We start from the raw sequence: 16,514 nt of genomic DNA on the forward strand, positions 1-16,514 counted from the left end.
TCAACCGGGCTGGTTGCGCATCCAGTCGGCGGTCTGGTAGAACGACTCCATCAGGCGCAGGCGCAGCGCTTCGTCGATGCCGATATCTTCCATTGCCCACGCCATGGCGCGCAGCCACTGATCGCGTTCGCTGCTGCCGATGGCAAACGGCAGGTGGCGCGCGCGCAGGCGCGGATGACCGTACTGTTCGACGAACAGGTCGGGCCCGCCCATCCAGCCGCTCAGGAACATGAACAGCTTCTCGCGCGAGCCTTCCATCGACGGCGGATGCAGCGCGCGGATGCCGGCAAACTCGGGCTCCAGTTCCATCAGGTCGTAGAAGCGGTCGACCATTTCACGCACGCGCGCTTCGCCACCGATGACGTCATACAGGGTTTGTGGTTCACTCATGCCGCCATGATAGCGCAGCAGGCGCGCCGCTGTCAGACCAGTGTGAGGCGGCGCAGGCGCCGCGTGGATGGCCAGCTATCCATGCCGACCTCAAGCCGCATGTCGGCGCAGGCGTCGAGCAGGCGCGCGCACTGCGCGTTCGTGAGGCCGCTGTTGAGCGTGAGGCGCACCAGCGAGCGGTTCTTGGCGGTGGCCGGCGCGCAGAACACGGCGCCATGGATGCCGCGCCGCTCGAGCGCCTTGCGCAGCGCCAGCGTGCGCGGTTCCGGCCCGGCTTCGAGCGCGACGATCTGTTCGCTGCCGTCGTCGACGTTGTAGCCCAGTGCGCGCAAGCCTTCCCTCACCGTGCGCGTGGTGCGCGAGAGCGCCGCGCGGCGGCCGTCGGCGCCGGCGATGAAGTCGAGCGCCGCGTCGAACCACGCCAGTTCGTGCTCCAGCAGGCAGGAGCTGAAAATCGCCGGGCGCGAGGCCGACAGGAAGTAGCCTTTGAAATGGCTGGAACAGGTAATGAAGCCGGCGCGCCCGGCAAAGCTCTTGGCCAGCGAGGCGGTGCGAAAGTGCACCTGCCCGCTCAGTCCCAGCGCCGCCACCAGCCCGGCCCCGCGCGGGCCGTGGGTGCCGAGCGAATGCGATTCGTCAACCACCAGGATGCTGCCGCTGTCGGCGGCGATGCGCGCCACCCGGGCCAACGGCGCCACGCTGCCGTTGGTGCTGTAGAGCGCATCGACGACGATCACGCCGGGACCGTGCTTGCGTACCTGGCGCTCCAGGTGCGCCGCATCGTTATGCAGGAACGGCAGCGCGGTGGCCTGCGCCGACTGCACGCCTTCCCACAGCGAGGCGTGCGCCATCATGTCGAGGTAGACCGGCACGCCCGGCCCGGCGATGGTTTGCAGCAGGCCGACGTTGGCGGCCCAGCCGGACTGGGTCAGCACCCCGTCCTCGGCACCCATGAACGCGGCCAGCTTCGCTTCCAGCCGGTGCTGGGGGCTGCCCTGCTGCAGGAATACCGACGACATCAGCATGCCCGTCCGGTTCTTGACGAGGCAGCGCGCCTGCGCCTCCAGCAAGGCCGCTTCGCCGGAAATGCACAGGTAATCGTTGCTCGCCAACATGATCGCGCCGGGCTGGGGCGGCGTCCAGACATGCAGATGTTCGCCGCCCAGCAACTGCGCGACCCGGGTCACGTAATGCTCATCCATGCGACCGGTAACGAAGGAGGGCATGGCCAGTTCGGCGCGCACGGCAGGCGAAATTTGATCGGCAGCAAAAGACATGAATTCTCCTTGGAAAAATTATCCATTCTGTGCCGACCTTCCTTGACATTCCTGCAACATCGATGGAGCTTGACATATATCAAATTGCAAAATATCAACATAGGTCAAGATTGTCCTTTCCAGCCCACCACTGCGAATCCGGAAACCTTTCCATGATGTTTGCCAGCGCCCCCGCCCCGTTTTTCACCGACCGTCTGCGCGAATTTCTCCTGCATTGGCTGCTGCGATGGCTGGTGCACAACGAGCGTCACCACGCCCACGCGACCGGACGCTTCATCGTGCTGGCGTGGATCGGCTTCCTGGGCATGCCGGCCTATTATTCGATCTGGACTTACTGGTTCCCGCAGGAGTTCGAGAGCCTCACGCTGCGCCTGATCGGCGCGGCCCTGTGCCTGCCCGCACTGGCCCCGGGGCGCCTGTTGTGCGGGCGCTTCGTGAATGCCTATCTGTTCATCGCGGTGACCTATGTGCTGCCGTTCCAGTTCGCGTTCATGTACCTGATGAATCACGGTTCGGCCGTGTGGAGCCAGTCGCTGCTCATCGCGCTGACGGTGCTGTTCCACTTTCGCACGCGCCTGGCGCTGAGCGCCTGCGCCACCGGCAGCGTGCTGGCCTGCGCCCTGTTTGCCCTGGTCGGCGAACCGGCTTTCATGCTTAGCTCCACGGTGCTGGAACAGCTGCCGATCTACGCCTTCACCATCGTCGCGGTATCGGTGGCCAAGGCCGGGCGCGGGGCGCTGGCGCGCGAGAAGCTGGCCGGCATGGCGCACGGCCTGGCCAGCGTGTCGCACGAACTGCGCACGCCGCTGATCAGCGTCGAGGCCAATGTGCGCGGCATCCACCGCCGCATCACGCCGGCGGCCCAGGCCAGCGAGGCGGACTGGCAGGCGATGGGCGACGCGATGGCGCGCATCCAGTACGAGGTGCGCCACATGAACCACATGATCGATCTGTTCCTGCTGTCGGCCAGCGCGGTCGAGCAGCAGCTCGAAGCGACCGAGGAAGTGTCGATGCGCGAGGTGGTCGAGTCGGTGATCCGGCGCTATCCGTTCGCGGCGCAGTCGCAGCGCGATGCGGTCAGCGTCGACATCCGCGGCGACTTCCGCTTCGCCGGCAAGCACGAGCTGTCGGTCGTCATTTTGCTCAACCTGCTGCGCAACGCCCTCAAGGCACTGCACCGGGCCGGCAAGGGACGCATCCGCATCGTCGTCGACGGCCGTCCCGACACGCCGCGCCTGCTGGTGATCGATACCGGCTGCGGCATCGCCGCACGCCACCTGCCGATGATCTTCCAGCGCTTCTATTCGTATCCACCCAGTTCCGGCGCCGGCATCGGCCTGGCCCTGTGCAAGGACATCATCGATGCCTGGCAGGCCAGCATCCGTTGCGTCTCGCGCGAGCTTGGCTACACCATGTTCGTGCTCGAATTCCCGCGCGTGCCCGCGCCGCCGCCCCCGCATTGACCCCATATGAAAGGCTCAGCATGCCCCTGCCGATTTACAGCCATCCCAGCCTGACCGTCCTGATCGACGACAGCGACAGTTTCCTCAAAAGCGTCGCCTTCCAGCTCGATCCGGCGCTGGCCAGCAAATGTTTTGCCGACACCAGCAGCGCGCTGGCCTGGATCGGCGCCCACGGCGAGCCCCAGCCGGGCCGGCTGGCGGCCAGCCACGATACCTATCCCGGATCGAAGGAGGGCTGCAACGTGGCCTTCGACATCGAGCAGATCCACCGCATCAGCTTCGAGCCGGAGCGCTTCATGACGCCGTCGGTGGTGGTGGTCGATTATTCGATGCCGCAGATGGATGGGCTGGAGCTGTGCGAGGCGCTGCGCCACCTGCCCTGCAAGAAGATCCTGTTTACCGGCGTGGCCGACGAAAAGGTGGCGGTCGACGCCTTCAACCGCGGCCTGATCGACCGTTACATCAAAAAGAGCGATGACGGTGCGCTCGACAAGCTCGAAGCCGAAATCGTGGCGCTGCAGCAGGCGTATTTCGCGGCCCGTTCCGACCCGCTGCGCGACCTGCTGGAACTGCACAACCACAGCTTCCTGAGCGACCCGGCGTTTTCCGCGGTGGTGCGCATGGTGGCGGACCAGCACGGGATCGTGGAACACTATCTGTATCCGAATCCGGCCGGCATCCTGCTATACGATGCGCGCGGACGCGCCCAGCTGATGGTGGTCGAAACCGAGGCCGGGATGAACGCGCACTATGAGGTCGGTTGCGATAACGACGCGCCGCCGTCATTCCTGCAGGCGGTGCGCGAGCGCTGCATCGTGCCGTATTTTCGCGAGGGCGACGGCATGTATGCGCGCGATTTCGCCAAGAACTGGCACCGCTGGACCGCGCCCGCGCAGTGCTGCCGCGGGGCGCAGACCAACTATTACTGGGCACTGTTCCCGCTGGCGCCGGGCGAGCTGGAACAGCCAGCCCACCCGTTCGAGGCTTTCCTGCGCGAGCGGGAGCACGAGACGGCGGCGCCTTGAGGCGAGCCTGCTCAGGTGCCGCGCAAGGTCTGCAACGGCGGCTGGCGCAGCACATTGCGCAGCCCGAGCCAGCCGCCGATGATGGCGCACAGCGCGCCCACCACCAGCCCGGCCAGCCACACCATCGGGCTGAAGGTCCACGGGAACTTGAACTGGTAGGTGGCCAGCGCCCAGCCCAGCGCGGCCGCGCCCGACGCGGCCAGCAGACCGGCCAGCCCGCCCACCAGCGAGAACTCGATCCACTGCGCGCGCGAGAGCTGCTTGCGGGTGGCGCCCAGCGCGCGCAGCAGGCCCGATTCGCGGGTGCGCTCATCTTGCGAACCCATCAGGGCCGCGTACAGCACCAGCACCCCGGAGGCCAGGGTGAACATGAACAGGAATTCGACTGCGGTCACCACCTGGTCCAGCACTTCCTGCAACTGGCGGATGATGCCGCTCACGTCAATCACCGTCAGGTTCGGATAATCGCGCGTCAGGGCGTTGGTGAAACCGCTCTGCGCCGGCGGCAGGTGGAACGCCGTCATAAAGGTTTGCGAGGTTTTCTCCATCGCCCCCGGGTTGATGATGACGAAAAAATTGGCCCGCATCGAGCCCCATTCCAGCTTGCGCAGGCTGGTCACCCTGGCGTCGACCACGGTGCCGCCGACATCGAAGCGCATGCTGTCGCCCAGTTTCAGGCCCAGCGTCTTGGCGATGCCCTGCTCGACCGAAGCTTCGGCCACGCCCGGCGCGTCCTTGTACCACTGGCCGGCCACGATCTGGTTCGAGGCCGGCATGTCGACCGTGGTCGAGAGGTTGAATTCGCGCTCGGCCAGGCGGCGCGCATTGTCGTTGTCGTAGCTGGCGGCGGTGATCGGCTTGTCGTTGACGGCGGTCAGGCGCCCGCGGATCATGGGGAACAGCTGCGCTTCGCTGACCTTGGCGGCGGCGATGCGCCGGGCCACTTCGTTTTTCTGGTCGGGCAGGATGTTGATGATGAAACGGTTCGGCGCATCCGGCGGCGTGGCGCTGCGCCAGGCCGTCATCAGGTCGCCGCGCACCACGGTCAGCAGCAGCAAGGCCATGAGCCCGAGCGCGAGCGAGACCACCTGCACGATGGTGGCGCCCGGGCGGCGCTGCAGCGAGGTGACGGCGAAGCGCCAGCTCTGGTTGTCGATCGCGCCGCGCAGCGTCTTCAGAAACGCCAGGCCGCCCCACGCCACCAGCGCGAAAACGGCAAAGCCGCCCAGAAAGCCCGCCGCGGTGGACAGCGCCAGGGTGACGTCGCCCGCCTGCCACAGCATCAGGCCGACGAACACGATCAGGCCCAGGCCGTAAGTGGCCAGCGCCATCGGCTTGGGCGCGGCCTGTTCGCGCCGGATCACGCGGTTGTGCGGCACATTGCGCAATTGCAGAACCGGCGGCAGCGCAAAGCCGACCAGCAGCAGCATGCCGGTGGCGATGCCCTGCAGGGCGGGCAGGAACGAGACCGGCGGCAGGTCGGTGCTGAGCATGGAGCCGATCAGCTGCATCAGCACGTAGTGGCCGCCGAAGCCGACCAGCACCCCGAGCGCGCTGCCAACCAGGCCGACCAGCGCGAATTCGATCAGGTACAGCATGGTGACCTGGTTTTGCGTCAGGCCGAGGCAGCGCAGCATGGCGCAGGCATCCAGGTGGCGCAGCATGAAGCGGCGCGCGGCCATGGCCACGGCGACCGCCGCCAGCATGGCCGAGAGCAGGCCGACCAGCGACAGGAAGCGGTCGGCGCGGTCGAGCGTGGCGCGCATTTCGGGGCGGCCGTTTTCGAGCGATTCGACGCGCACGCCGCGCACCTTGTCGGCGTCGATGCGCGCCGTGATCCATTCTTCGAATGCCTTGACGCTCTTGGTGTCGTTGTTCGATGGAGCGCTCACCTGCAGGCGGTAGGTGACGCGCGAACCGTTGTCGATCAGCTTAGTCGCGGCCAGATCGGCCAGGGACATCATCACGCGCGGCGAAAAATTGGCGAACGAGGGGCCGCGGTCCGGTTCCGAGGCGATCAGCTGGGCGATCGTGAATTCCTTGTCGCCCACGCGAATGCGGCTGCCGACGCCAGTTTTGAGCGCGCTGAGAATATTCGGGTCGACCCACACCGTGCCCGCCGCGGGCGTGGTGTGGGTCTTGTCGCCCAGCGCGGCGCTGGCTTGATCCAGGCTGGTGGTGATGCGCAGCTGGCCGCGCAGCGGATAGCCGGGCGAGACGGCCTTGATCGCCGCCAGCTGCGACACCGACTGATCGCCCTCGCCCGCCTGCGCCATGCTGGGGAAGGTCACCGTATCGGCCAGCACCAGGCCGCGCTTGACGGCTTCGGCGCGCCAGGCGGGATCGAGCGGCTGGTCGGCATTGACCAGCAGGTCGGCGCCGAGCAGCTGGTGCGCATCGCGATTGAGGCCGCTGCGCATGCGGTCGATGAAAAAACCCACCGACGACAGCGCCGAGACGGCGATGATCAGGGCGATCAGCAGGAAGCGCAGTTCACCGGCGCGCCAGTCGCGCGCGGTCATTCGAAGCGATTGAATCAGCATGGCAGCGTGGCGATCGATCTAGATGGTGGCGTTGGCGCCGGCACTGGCGCTGGCAAAAAACTGGTCGACTTCGGCGAGGAAGGCGCGCTTCGCTTCAGGCGCCAGGAACGAGGCAGTAAAGCTGTTGCGGGCCAGCTGGCGCGCGTGGGCGGCGGTGAGCGGCAAGGCGTCGAACACGGCCAGGAAGTTATCGTTCATGTAGCCGCCGAAGTAAGCCGGGTCGTCCGAATTGACGGTGGCCACCAGGCCGGCGTCGAGCAGGGTCACGAGATTATGTGCTTCCATCTCGCCGAATACGCGCAGCTTGATGTTCGACAGCGGGCAGACGGTCAGCGCGATCTGCTCTTTTGCCAGGCGCGCGGTCAGTTCCGGGCTCTCGAGACAGCGCACGCCGTGGTCGATACGCTCGACATTGAGCACGTCGAGCGCGGTTTCGATGTAGGCCGGCGGTCCTTCTTCGCCGGCGTGGGCCACCAGGCGCAGGCCGAGCTGGCGGCAGCGCTCGAACACGCGGGTAAATTTTTCTGGCGGATGGCCACGCTCGGACGAGTCGAGGCCGACGCCGATGATCTTGTCGCGGAAGGGCAAGGCCTCTTCCAGGGTGGCGATGGCGTCGTCTTCGCTCAGGTGGCGCAGGAAACACATGATCAGGGTCGCGCTGATGGGGCCGTCCTGGCAGGCGCGCCAGATGCCGTTGATCACCGTCTCGAACGGCACGCCGCGCGCGGTGTGGGTTTGCGGGTCGAAGAAGATTTCGGCATGGCGCACGTTGTCGGCGTGGGAACGCACGAGGTAAGCCATGGTCATATCGTAGAAGTCTTGCTCCTTGAGCAAGACGCTGGCGCCCGCATAATAGATGTCGAGGAAGGATTGCAGGTCGCTGAAGGCATAGGCGGCGCGCAACTCTTCCACCGAGCTGTAAGCCAGGGAAACACCGTTTCTTTGCGCGAGCGCAAAAATAAGCTCCGGTTCGAGCGAACCTTCGATGTGGATGTGCAATTCGGCCTTGGGCATCTGTAGCACAATATTTCTCATCTGGTCGTTCAGCATCGTATTTCTCCGTCGGTAATAGGTGTGTCGTCAGAGCGCAGTGTAGCGCAAGCGCACGCCGCGAGTGCGCCGCGGGCAAATGTCGAGGCGGAAAATGTGTGACACGAAAGGCGATTTTCGTGCGCCATCGGACGCCGAGTTCGTGCACTATCCAATCACCTTCGATGGGCGCGATGTGCTTCTTACATTAGTGCAGGAAACCTTGATCAAGACGACATGCATAACGAACATCTAAGGCAAAAAAGAGACAGCACCCAAAGGTATAAACCTGCTGTTTTTTCGTTTTAAATCAACCACTTAACATCGTTACATCAGCTTACTCTACATTACTTTGACTTCCGGAACTATTAGGCACATAATAAATTTCACAGGCGTAAGAAGACGTCGTCGGCACGCGCAAAATCACCGGGAAACACCGGTAAAATAATAAATATCGTTATCCGTTTTTTGTTTCAGAATTACTGGAACGGGAATGCCGGCGGCGGCTCAAAGAAAGTACGCCAACGACCAGGGCTGGACAGCACGCCGTCGGTACGACTGCCAGTGACAGTGAAGTAGTGACAGCACATTAAAGGACATTCAAATGACCATTTTTGACAACTACGCAGCTCGCTACGAGCGTACCCGCGAAGAGGAATATTCCCTTTCTGAGTATCTGGCACTGTGCAAAAAGGACAAGCTCACCTATGCCAGCGCGCCGGAACGCATGCTGGCCGCGATCGGCGAGCCGACCCTGGTGGACACGCGCAACGACACGCGCCTGTCGCGCATTTTCGCCAACAAGGTGATCAAGATTTATCCGGCCTTCCGCGACTTCTACGGCACCGAGGAAGTCATCGAGCAGGTGGTATCGTATTTCCGCCATGCCGCGCAGGGCCTGGAAGAACGCAAGCAGATCCTCTACCTGCTCGGCCCCGTGGGCGGCGGCAAGTCGTCGATCGCCGAAAAGCTCAAGGTGCTGATGGAACAGGTGCCCTTCTACGCCCTGAAAGGCTCGCCGGTGAACGAATCGCCGCTCGGCCTGTTCAACGAGGAAGAAGACGGCGTCATCCTGGAAGAGGATTACGGCATTCCGCGCCGCTACCTGCGCACCATTCCGAGCCCGTGGGCAGTCAAGCGCCTGCACGAATTCAATGGCGACATCAACCAGTTCCGCGTGGTCAAGCGCTATCCGTCGGTGCTCAAGCAGATCGCCATTTCCAAGACCGAGCCGGGCGACGAGAACAACCAGGATATTTCTTCGCTGGTCGGCAAGGTCGATATCCGCAAGCTCGAAGATTACGCCCAGGACGATCCGGATGCCTACAGCTACTCGGGCGGTCTGTGCCTGGCCAACCAGGGGCTGATGGAGTTCGTCGAGATGTTCAAGGCGCCGATCAAGGTGCTCCATCCCCTGCTGACGGCCACGCAGGAAGGCAATTACAAGGGCACCGAGGGCTTCGGCGCGATTCCGTTCGACGGCATCATCCTGGCGCACTCGAACGAATCGGAGTGGAAAACCTTCCGCAACAACCGCAATAACGAAGCGTTCCTCGACCGCATTTACATCGTCAAGGTACCGTACTGCCTGCGCGTGTCGGACGAGATCAAGATTTACGATAAGCTGATCCGCAACTCGTCGCTCGAGCAAGCCCCGTGCGCGCCGGGCACCATGAAAATGATGGCGCAGTTCGCGATCCTGTCGCGTCTGAAGGACCCGGAAAATTCGAGCGTTTTCTCCAAAATGCTGGTCTACGATGGCGAGAACCTGAAGGATACCGATCCGAAGGCCAAGTCGATGCACGAGTATGTCGATTATGCCGGGGTGGACGAAGGCATGAACGGCTTGTCGACCCGCTTCGCGTTCAAGATTTTGTCGAAGGTCTTCAACTTCGACAATACCGAAGTGGCGGCCAATCCGGTGCACCTGCTGTATGTACTGGAGCAGCAGATCGAGCGCGAGCAGTTTCCGCCCGAAACCGAGCAGCGCTACTTCTCCTATATTAAGGAGCATCTGGCGCAGCGCTATGTCGAGTTCATCGGCAAGGAAATCCAGACCGCCTACCTGGAAAGCTATTCGGAATACGGCCAGAACATTTTCGACCGCTACGTGACCTTCGCCGACTTCTGGATCCAGGATCAGGAATTCCGCGATCCCGACACGGGCGAGAGTTTCGACCGCGATTCGCTCAACAACGAGCTGGAAAAGATCGAGAAGCCGGCCGGGATCAGCAATCCCAAGGATTTCCGCAACGAGATCGTGAACTTCGGCTTGCGTGCCCGCGCCACCAACGGCGGCAAGAATCCGGCGTGGACCAGCTATGAAAAGTTCCGCACCGTGATCGAGAAGAAGATGTTCTCGAATACCGAGGAACTGCTGCCGGTCATTTCGTTCAACGTCAAGGCCAGTGCCGAGGACGCGAACAAGCACGCCGATTTCGTGGCGCGTATGGTGGAAAAAGGTTATACCGCCAAGCAGGTGCGCCTGCTGTGCGAATGGTATCTGCGCGTGCGCAAGTCGTCGTAAGGCGACCTTCGGCGGGCTGTCATGGTCCGCCTGGCCGCCACGGCGCCCGCCAGGCGCAAACAGGATTTGAAGCAGGAGGCCCGTTTTGACCTATCTCATCGACCGACGCTTGCAAGGCAAGAACAAGTCAGCGATCAACCGAGAGCGCTTCCTACGGCGATACAAAAGCCAGATCAAGGACGCTGTCGGGCGGGCCATCAAGGGCCGCTCGATCACCGATATTGAAAATGGCGAGAAGGTGTCGATTCCCGTCAAGGATGTGAACGAGCCGAATTTCGGCCACGCCCACGGCGGCGTGTGGGAAACCATCAACCCCGGCAACAAGGAATACCAGAAGGGCGACCAGTTCAACCGGCCCAAGGGCGGCGGCGGATCGGGACGCGGCAAGGCGGGCAACAGCGACCAGCAATCGGAAGACGACTTCATCTTCGAGCTCTCGCGCGAAGAATTCATGAATTACTTCTTCGAAGACCTGGAATTGCCTAATATGGTCAAGACGCAATTGACCGCCACCACGGAATTCAAGAACCAGCGCGCCGGCTACAATATGTCAGGCACGCCGTCCAACATCCACGTGCTGCGCTCGCTGCGCGGGGCGCTGGGGCGGCGCATCGCGGTCGGCGGCAGTTCGCGCAAGGCCGTGCTGGAAGCCGAGAACGAACTGATCGCCCTGCTGGAAGAAGGCGTGCCGCTCGACGACGTGCGCGTGGTCGAACTCAAGCGCCTGATTCATCATCTGCACACCAAGCTGCTGGCGATTCCCTTCATCGACCCGTTCGACCTGCGCTACAGCAACCGCATCAAGGTGCCCAAGCCGATGACGCAAGCCGTGATGTTCTGCATCATGGATGTATCGGGCTCGATGGACGAGACGCGCAAGGATACCGCCAAGCGCTTCTTCATCCTGCTGTACCTGTTCCTCAAGCGCGCCTACGACAAGATCGAGGTGGTGTTCATCCGCCACCACACGGCCGCGTCCGAAGTGGACGAGGAAGAATTCTTCCATTCGCGCGAATCGGGCGGCACCGTGGTGTCGTCGGCGCTGCACCTGCTGACCAAGGTCATCGGCGAGCGCTACGGCAGCGGCGAGTGGAACAGCTACGTCGCCCAAGCGTCCGACGGCGACAACTGGGACAACGACTCGGTGCTGTGCAAGCAGCTGCTGATCAACACCATCATGCCGTCGGTCCAGTACTACACGTATGTGGAAATCACCGACGGCCCGCCGCAGAACCTGTGGGAGCAGTACGCCGAAGTGTCGAATCACCATGCGAACTTTGCGATGCAAAAAATTGTCACACCGGCCGACATCTATCCGGTCTTCCGTGAACTATTCAAGAAGCAGCCAAAATAGTTAACTCGTCGGCACCAGGAGAACACAGCCATGCCAAGAGACCCCAAACACCCGCGCGCCCTGCCCGAGCAGTCGGAGTGGACCTTCGACCTGATCGAGCACGCGCACGAAGAAATCCGCCGTGTCGCCAAAAAATTCGGCCTCGACACCTACCCCAACCAGCTCGAAATCATCACCGCCGAGCAGATGATGGATGCCTACACCTCGGTCGGCATGCCGGTATCCTATAACCACTGGTCGTTCGGCAAGCATTTCCTGTCCACGGAAAAAAGCTACAAGCGCGGCCAGATGGGCCTGGCGTACGAGATCGTCATCAACTCGAACCCCTGCATCGCCTACCTGATGGAGGAAAACAGCCTGACCATGCAGGCGCTGGTGATTGCCCATGCTGCTTACGGGCATAATTCCTTCTTCAAAGGCAATTACCTGTTCCGCACCTGGACCGACGCCGACGCCATCGTCGACTATATGGTGTTCGCGAAGAACTACATCGCCGAGTGCGAACAGCGCCACGGCATCGATGCGGTCGAGCTGCTGCTCGATTCCTGCCATGCGCTGCAGAACTACGGCGTGGACCGCTACAAGCGCCCCGCCAAGCTATCGATGGCGCAAGAAAATGCGCGCCAGAAAGAACGCGAAGAATACGCCCAGTCCCAGGTCAACGCCCTGTGGCGCACGGTGCCGCGGCGCGATGAGGAAGCGGCCGATGTCGCGATCCCGCGCTTCCCGCCCGAGCCCGAAGAAAACCTGCTGTACTTCATCGAAAAGTACGCCCCCCTGCTCGAACCGTGGCAGCGTGAAATGGTGCGCATCACGCGCAAGATTTCCCAATACTTCTATCCGCAGCGCCAGACCCAGGTCATGAACGAGGGTTGGGCCACCTTCTGGCACTACACGATTTTGCAGGAACTATATAAAGAGGGCATCGTCGGCGATGGCTTCATGATGGAGTTCCTGCAAAGCCATACCAACGTCGTCTACCAGCCGCCCGCCACCAGCCAGTACTACAGCGGCATCAATCCGTATGCGCTCGGCTTTGCCATGATGAGCGATATCCGCCGCATCTGCGAAGACCCGACCCAGGAAGACCGCGACTGGTTCCCGGCCATTGCCGGCACCGACTGGCGGGTGGCGCTCGACTTTGCGATGCGAAATTTCAAGGATGAAAGTTTTATTGCCCAGTACCTCTCGCCAAAGCTGATCCGCGACTTCCACTTCTTCGCCGTGCTCGACGACGACAAGAACGAGAAGCTGACCATCTCGGCCATCCACGACGAACGCGGCTACCGCTACGTGCGCCAGCAGCTGGCCGAACAGTACAACCTGGGCAACCGCGAACCGAACATCCAGGTCTGGCAGGTCAACACGCGCGACGACCGGGCACTGACCTTGCGCCATACCCAGTTCCAGCGCCGTCCGCTCAACCAGCACGCCCAGGAAGTGCTCAAGCACGTGGCGCGCCTGTGGGGCTTCGATGTCCATCTGGATACCGTGGACCCGTCCGGGAACATCCTCAGCAGCCTCGAGTGCAAGCGCGAGAAGCGCAGCCGCGCCTGATCCGCCAGCCGGTGGAAGTCCGGCTGCCGGGCTCCCCACCCGGCCCTACCAGATGAGCGCAACATAATCGTCCATGTCCGCGCAAAAAAGACTGGTACGCACGCATCAATATGCTATATTGCTGACGTGATGACAGTCATTAGCCAGGCGCATAGCTTGGCGCGCCTGACTGGTCCGGCATCGACGCGATGACGGTCTTGCGGGCGCTGCGCAGCCAGCCTTTCGACAGCAAGTTCCCGGATGCGCAACCGTGGCTTTCAACAGTACGCCCCCCCTCAATAAAACTGGCTATAGTTAGCATAATCGCCACGGCGGGGTCGAATTCTATTTGGCGGAGTGTCAGCAAAGTGTAAGAAACAACGGGTTCAATCCATTGTTCCATGCATTTTGTACGTTTTTGCATGCCCTTCAAATTGACGTAGCATTTTAGTATTGCTTTTTTTACCGGAAGATGCAGGTCATGGCTCTAGCGAGGCCTTTGACAATCGTTTTCACACTCTGAATCGAACCGATTTGGAGCCGTAAAAATGTATGGTAAAAAAAGAATTCGTAGGTATAATTCGCCGACGTCCCGGATGCGGCTCAAGGTCTTGTCGTGTTTTGTGGGTTTAGTAGCAACAAAAAGAGTTGGTATTGGAGAAAGCAGGCATGAATTTTTCGCATGATAAGAACCCCGGGAAGAATTTCACTGGCATTGCGGTCGTTATCGCTATTCACGCATTGGTGGCTTGGGGGATCGTAAGCGGTCTTGGCACCCGCATGGTCACGAAAATGGCTGAAGCAGTGGAAACCAAGATTGTCGAAGAGGTCAAACCTCCTCCTCCGCCGGATGTTCCGCCACCGCCGCCGCCGCCTGAAATGAAGGCGCCTCCGCCTCCATTCATTCCGCCGGTCGAAGTGAACGTACAGCAGCCGCCACCGGTGCAAAACACGATCGCCACGGCGACCAATGTCAAGCCGACCACGACGGAACTGCCACGCCCGACAACCCCAGCGCCTCCTGCACCACCAGCGCCGGCTAATCCAAATCCAGTCCGCGTCGCAGCGGTTGCCGATTTCAACACTTGCGCAAAACCGGAGTTCCCAAAAGCTTCCTTGCGTAACGAAGAAACCGGCACGGTAACCTTGTCTTTCCTGATTGGTGTTGACGGTCGCGTCGCCGATTCGAAGATCGTGAAGTCGAGCGGCTTCCGCGATCTGGACAAAGCGGCGCAGGCCGGTATTAGTAAGTGCAAGTTCAAGCCAACGATGGTTGATGGCAAGCCGGAACAAGCGTGGATGCAAATGCAATACGTCTGGACGCTGGATTAAGAACCGAGGCGGCAGTTTAGTCTCACTACTGTGATTTTCGTTGTCATTATGTTCAGCGAACTGATTATTTTATAAATTTGGAGGAAGCATGTTTAAGAATACCCGTTTGTCCGCTGCAATGGCGGCTGTCCTGTTCTCGGTTACAGCAGCTACAGCGCTGGTCTCCGCACCAGCTTTCGCTGACGCTCCTGCTCCAGCGGCAGCCCCTGCGGCAGATGCAGCGGCTCCAGCTGCGGCACCAGCACCAGAAGCAGCTGCTCCAGCAGCGCCGGCAGCTGAAGCACCAGCAGCTCCAGTAGTCAAAGAAGGCGAAAAAGAAGCGGTTCATAACCCGTACGGTATCGAAGCACTGTGGGCAGAAGGCGACTTCGTCTCCAAAGGCACGCTGATCATCCTGTCGCTGATGTCCATGGGTTCGTGGTACATCCTGATCACCAAGCTGATCGACCAGGCCAAGATCTTCAAGCAATCGAAAGAAGCCCAGGCCAAGTTCTGGAAAGCATCGTCGATCGCAGCTGGTTCGGCTACCCTGAAAGAAGGCAGCCCATTCCGCTTCATCGCTGAAACCGGCACCAAGGCAACCAATCACCACGACGGCGCCCTGCTTGAGCAGATCGACCTGTCGACCTGGGTGACGATGTCGATCCAGCGCGCTGTTGACAAAGTTCAATCGCGTCTGCAAGACGGCCTGTCGTTCCTGGCAACCGTTGGTTCGACCGCACCGTTTATCGGTCTGTTCGGTACGGTGTGGGGTATCTACAATGCACTGACCGCCATCGGTATGTCGGGTAACGCATCGATCGATAAAGTTGCAGGTCCAGTGGGTGAAGCGCTGATCATGACCGCGTTCGGTCTGTTCGTTGCGGTTCCTGCGGTTCTGGGTTACAACTGGCTGGTTCGTCGTAACAAGTCGGCGATGGAAGATGTCCGCTCGTTCAGCGCTGACGTTCACTCGGTCCTGATTTCGGGTGCCATGTCGACGAGCGAAGCTGGCCGTGCCGCCGGCGCGAAAAAGATCGGATAATTCACCATGTCCATGAGCGTCGGCTCCGATAGCGGAGAAGAAGACGTAGTCATGTCAGAAATCAACACGACGCCGCTTGTCGACATCATGTTGGTTCTGCTGATTATCTTCTTGATTACGAGCCCGGTGGTTCTGAAACTGCAAACGATCGCATTACCTTCGGAAACCAACCAGGCATTGAAACCTAAGCCAACCACGGTGAACATCGTCGTCAATAAAGAAGGCGACATGTACTGGAATCAGACCCGTCTGAACGACACGACCGAGCTGTTCGAGTTCCTGAAAAAGGAATCCGTCAAGCTGCCGCAGCCTGAAGTGCACGTACGCGGCGATCAACAGACGCGTTACGAGTTCATCGGCAAGGTGATCTTCACGGCACAGCGTGCTGGGATTCAGAAGGTCGGCTTTATCACGGAACCACCAGATAAAACTGGCGGCACCCGCTAAGAGCCCTCCTTCGGCAGGGCGCGGGACCAGCGGCACCGGTCCCGCGCCTTGCGGGTTCCAACATTAGAAAAGGAAACATCATGAGTATGAATGTCGGTTCCCCCGCCGCCGGTGCGGATCCGGAACCAATGATGGAAATGAACATGACCCCCTTGATCGACGTTATGTTGGTCTTGATTATCATGTTGATCATCACGATTCCGAAACAGAACCACTCGGTCAATCTGAACATGCCTGTCGGTCCAGCCTCGACACCGCCAGTACCACCGGTGGTCATCACGGTGGACGTCGACTTCGATGGCACGATTTTGTGGAACAACGAGGTCGTCGCCGACCGCCCTGCCCTGGAAGCGAAGATGAACGCCATCTCGTCCATGCCAGATGCGGATCAGCCGGAAGTGCATTTGCGTCCGAACAAGCTGGTCGAGTACAAGTATGTTGCCGGCGTCATGGCAACTGCCCAGCGTCTTGGCGTGAAAAAGATCGGCATGGTCGGTAACGAACAGTTCCAATAAGCGCTATTGCTAATTGACGATACGGCAGGGTAAACCTGCCGTTTCGCTTTTG

General features: G+C 61.1%; 14 protein-coding genes. 9 read left to right on the forward strand and 5 right to left on the reverse strand.

Features of this window, described 5'->3' with window-relative positions:
- The gene (locus RBA40_RS19820) at positions 1 to 390 is read right to left on the reverse strand and encodes a group II truncated hemoglobin (protein ID WP_099875544.1); all 390 of its coding nucleotides are present in this window, start codon (positions 388 to 390) and stop codon (positions 1 to 3) included.
- Between the two features lie 32 nt (positions 391 to 422).
- Entirely contained in the window at positions 423 to 1,667 is a 1,245-nt protein-coding gene (gene cqsA, locus RBA40_RS19825) for an alpha-hydroxyketone-type quorum-sensing autoinducer synthase (protein ID WP_306649480.1), read from the reverse strand.
- A gap of 152 nt (positions 1,668 to 1,819) precedes the next feature.
- On the opposite strand from cqsA, the gene RBA40_RS19830 reads away from it, so the two are divergent.
- Entirely contained in the window at positions 1,820 to 3,130 is a 1,311-nt protein-coding gene (locus RBA40_RS19830; RefSeq protein ID WP_306649481.1) for a sensor histidine kinase, read from the forward strand.
- A 20-nt stretch (positions 3,131 to 3,150) separates the two neighbouring features.
- On the forward strand, positions 3,151 to 4,155 hold the full coding sequence (locus tag RBA40_RS19835) for a response regulator (RefSeq protein WP_306649482.1): 1,005 nt from the start codon (positions 3,151 to 3,153) through the stop codon (positions 4,153 to 4,155).
- A gap of 11 nt (positions 4,156 to 4,166) precedes the next feature.
- Here the strand turns inward: RBA40_RS19835 and RBA40_RS19840 are convergent, their stop codons facing one another.
- Together RBA40_RS19840 and RBA40_RS19845 are read right to left on the reverse strand one after the other, a co-directional pair.
- Positions 4,167 to 6,698: an ABC transporter permease gene (locus tag RBA40_RS19840; protein WP_306649483.1), complete on the reverse strand. Its 2,532-nt coding sequence runs from the start codon at positions 6,696 to 6,698 to the stop codon at positions 4,167 to 4,169.
- A gap of 18 nt (positions 6,699 to 6,716) precedes the next feature.
- A complete protein-coding gene (locus RBA40_RS19845; RefSeq protein WP_306649484.1) occupies positions 6,717 to 7,748 on the reverse strand; it encodes an adenosine deaminase in 1,032 nt (343 codons plus the stop codon).
- 583 nt (positions 7,749 to 8,331) lie between these two features.
- On the opposite strand from RBA40_RS19845, the gene RBA40_RS19850 reads away from it, so the two are divergent.
- From RBA40_RS19850 to RBA40_RS19860, 3 genes are all read left to right on the forward strand, one after another.
- Positions 8,332 to 10,254, forward strand: a complete 1,923-nt coding sequence (locus RBA40_RS19850; protein WP_306649485.1) for a PrkA family serine protein kinase — start codon at positions 8,332 to 8,334, stop codon at positions 10,252 to 10,254.
- A gap of 85 nt (positions 10,255 to 10,339) precedes the next feature.
- On the forward strand, positions 10,340 to 11,608 hold the full coding sequence (locus RBA40_RS19855; protein ID WP_306649486.1) for a YeaH/YhbH family protein: 1,269 nt from the start codon (positions 10,340 to 10,342) through the stop codon (positions 11,606 to 11,608).
- Positions 11,609 to 11,638: 30 nt separating this feature from the next.
- On the forward strand, positions 11,639 to 13,165 hold the full coding sequence (locus RBA40_RS19860; RefSeq protein WP_306649487.1) for a SpoVR family protein: 1,527 nt from the start codon (positions 11,639 to 11,641) through the stop codon (positions 13,163 to 13,165).
- A 139-nt stretch (positions 13,166 to 13,304) separates the two neighbouring features.
- Here RBA40_RS19860 and RBA40_RS19865 read toward each other — a convergent pair whose 3' ends face one another.
- Positions 13,305 to 13,568 carry a hypothetical protein gene (locus RBA40_RS19865; protein ID WP_306649488.1) on the reverse strand — a complete coding sequence of 88 codons (264 nt, stop codon included), beginning with the start codon at positions 13,566 to 13,568 and terminating at the stop codon, positions 13,305 to 13,307.
- 245 nt (positions 13,569 to 13,813) lie between these two features.
- On the opposite strand from RBA40_RS19865, the gene RBA40_RS19870 reads away from it, so the two are divergent.
- The 4 genes from RBA40_RS19870 to RBA40_RS19885 all read left to right on the forward strand — a co-directional run bounded on the left by RBA40_RS19870 (position 13,814) and on the right by RBA40_RS19885 (position 16,462).
- Entirely contained in the window at positions 13,814 to 14,476 is a 663-nt protein-coding gene (locus RBA40_RS19870; RefSeq protein ID WP_099875536.1) for an energy transducer TonB, read from the forward strand.
- A gap of 88 nt (positions 14,477 to 14,564) precedes the next feature.
- Positions 14,565 to 15,500: a MotA/TolQ/ExbB proton channel family protein gene (locus RBA40_RS19875; RefSeq protein WP_306649489.1), complete on the forward strand. Its 936-nt coding sequence runs from the start codon at positions 14,565 to 14,567 to the stop codon at positions 15,498 to 15,500.
- 6 nt (positions 15,501 to 15,506) lie between these two features.
- Positions 15,507 to 15,947, forward strand: a complete 441-nt coding sequence (locus RBA40_RS19880; protein ID WP_306649490.1) for an ExbD/TolR family protein — start codon at positions 15,507 to 15,509, stop codon at positions 15,945 to 15,947.
- An 80-nt stretch (positions 15,948 to 16,027) separates the two neighbouring features.
- Entirely contained in the window at positions 16,028 to 16,462 is a 435-nt protein-coding gene (locus RBA40_RS19885) for an ExbD/TolR family protein (RefSeq protein WP_289310579.1), read from the forward strand.
- Positions 16,463 to 16,514 lie beyond the last annotated feature (52 nt).

Source organism: Massilia pseudoviolaceinigra, assembly GCF_030846505.1.
Taxonomy (GTDB): Bacteria; Pseudomonadota; Gammaproteobacteria; order Burkholderiales; family Burkholderiaceae_D; genus Telluria_A; species Telluria_A violaceinigra.

Coding starts and splice junctions, on each gene's coding strand:
- RBA40_RS19820 (WP_099875544.1), bottom strand. CDS start 390: ATGAGTGAACCACAAACCCTGTATGACGTCATCGGTGGCGAAGCGCGC.
- cqsA (WP_306649480.1), bottom strand. CDS start 1,667: ATGTCTTTTGCTGCCGATCAAATTTCGCCTGCCGTGCGCGCCGAACTG.
- RBA40_RS19830 (WP_306649481.1), top strand. CDS start 1,820: ATGATGTTTGCCAGCGCCCCCGCCCCGTTTTTCACCGACCGTCTGCGC.
- RBA40_RS19835 (WP_306649482.1), top strand. CDS start 3,151: ATGCCCCTGCCGATTTACAGCCATCCCAGCCTGACCGTCCTGATCGAC.
- RBA40_RS19840 (WP_306649483.1), bottom strand. CDS start 6,698: ATGCTGATTCAATCGCTTCGAATGACCGCGCGCGACTGGCGCGCCGGT.
- RBA40_RS19845 (WP_306649484.1), bottom strand. CDS start 7,748: ATGCTGAACGACCAGATGAGAAATATTGTGCTACAGATGCCCAAGGCC.
- RBA40_RS19850 (WP_306649485.1), top strand. CDS start 8,332: ATGACCATTTTTGACAACTACGCAGCTCGCTACGAGCGTACCCGCGAA.
- RBA40_RS19860 (WP_306649487.1), top strand. CDS start 11,639: ATGCCAAGAGACCCCAAACACCCGCGCGCCCTGCCCGAGCAGTCGGAG.
- RBA40_RS19865 (WP_306649488.1), bottom strand. CDS start 13,568: ATGCAAAAACGTACAAAATGCATGGAACAATGGATTGAACCCGTTGTT.
- RBA40_RS19870 (WP_099875536.1), top strand. CDS start 13,814: ATGAATTTTTCGCATGATAAGAACCCCGGGAAGAATTTCACTGGCATT.
- RBA40_RS19875 (WP_306649489.1), top strand. CDS start 14,565: ATGTTTAAGAATACCCGTTTGTCCGCTGCAATGGCGGCTGTCCTGTTC.
- RBA40_RS19880 (WP_306649490.1), top strand. CDS start 15,507: ATGTCCATGAGCGTCGGCTCCGATAGCGGAGAAGAAGACGTAGTCATG.
- RBA40_RS19885 (WP_289310579.1), top strand. CDS start 16,028: ATGAGTATGAATGTCGGTTCCCCCGCCGCCGGTGCGGATCCGGAACCA.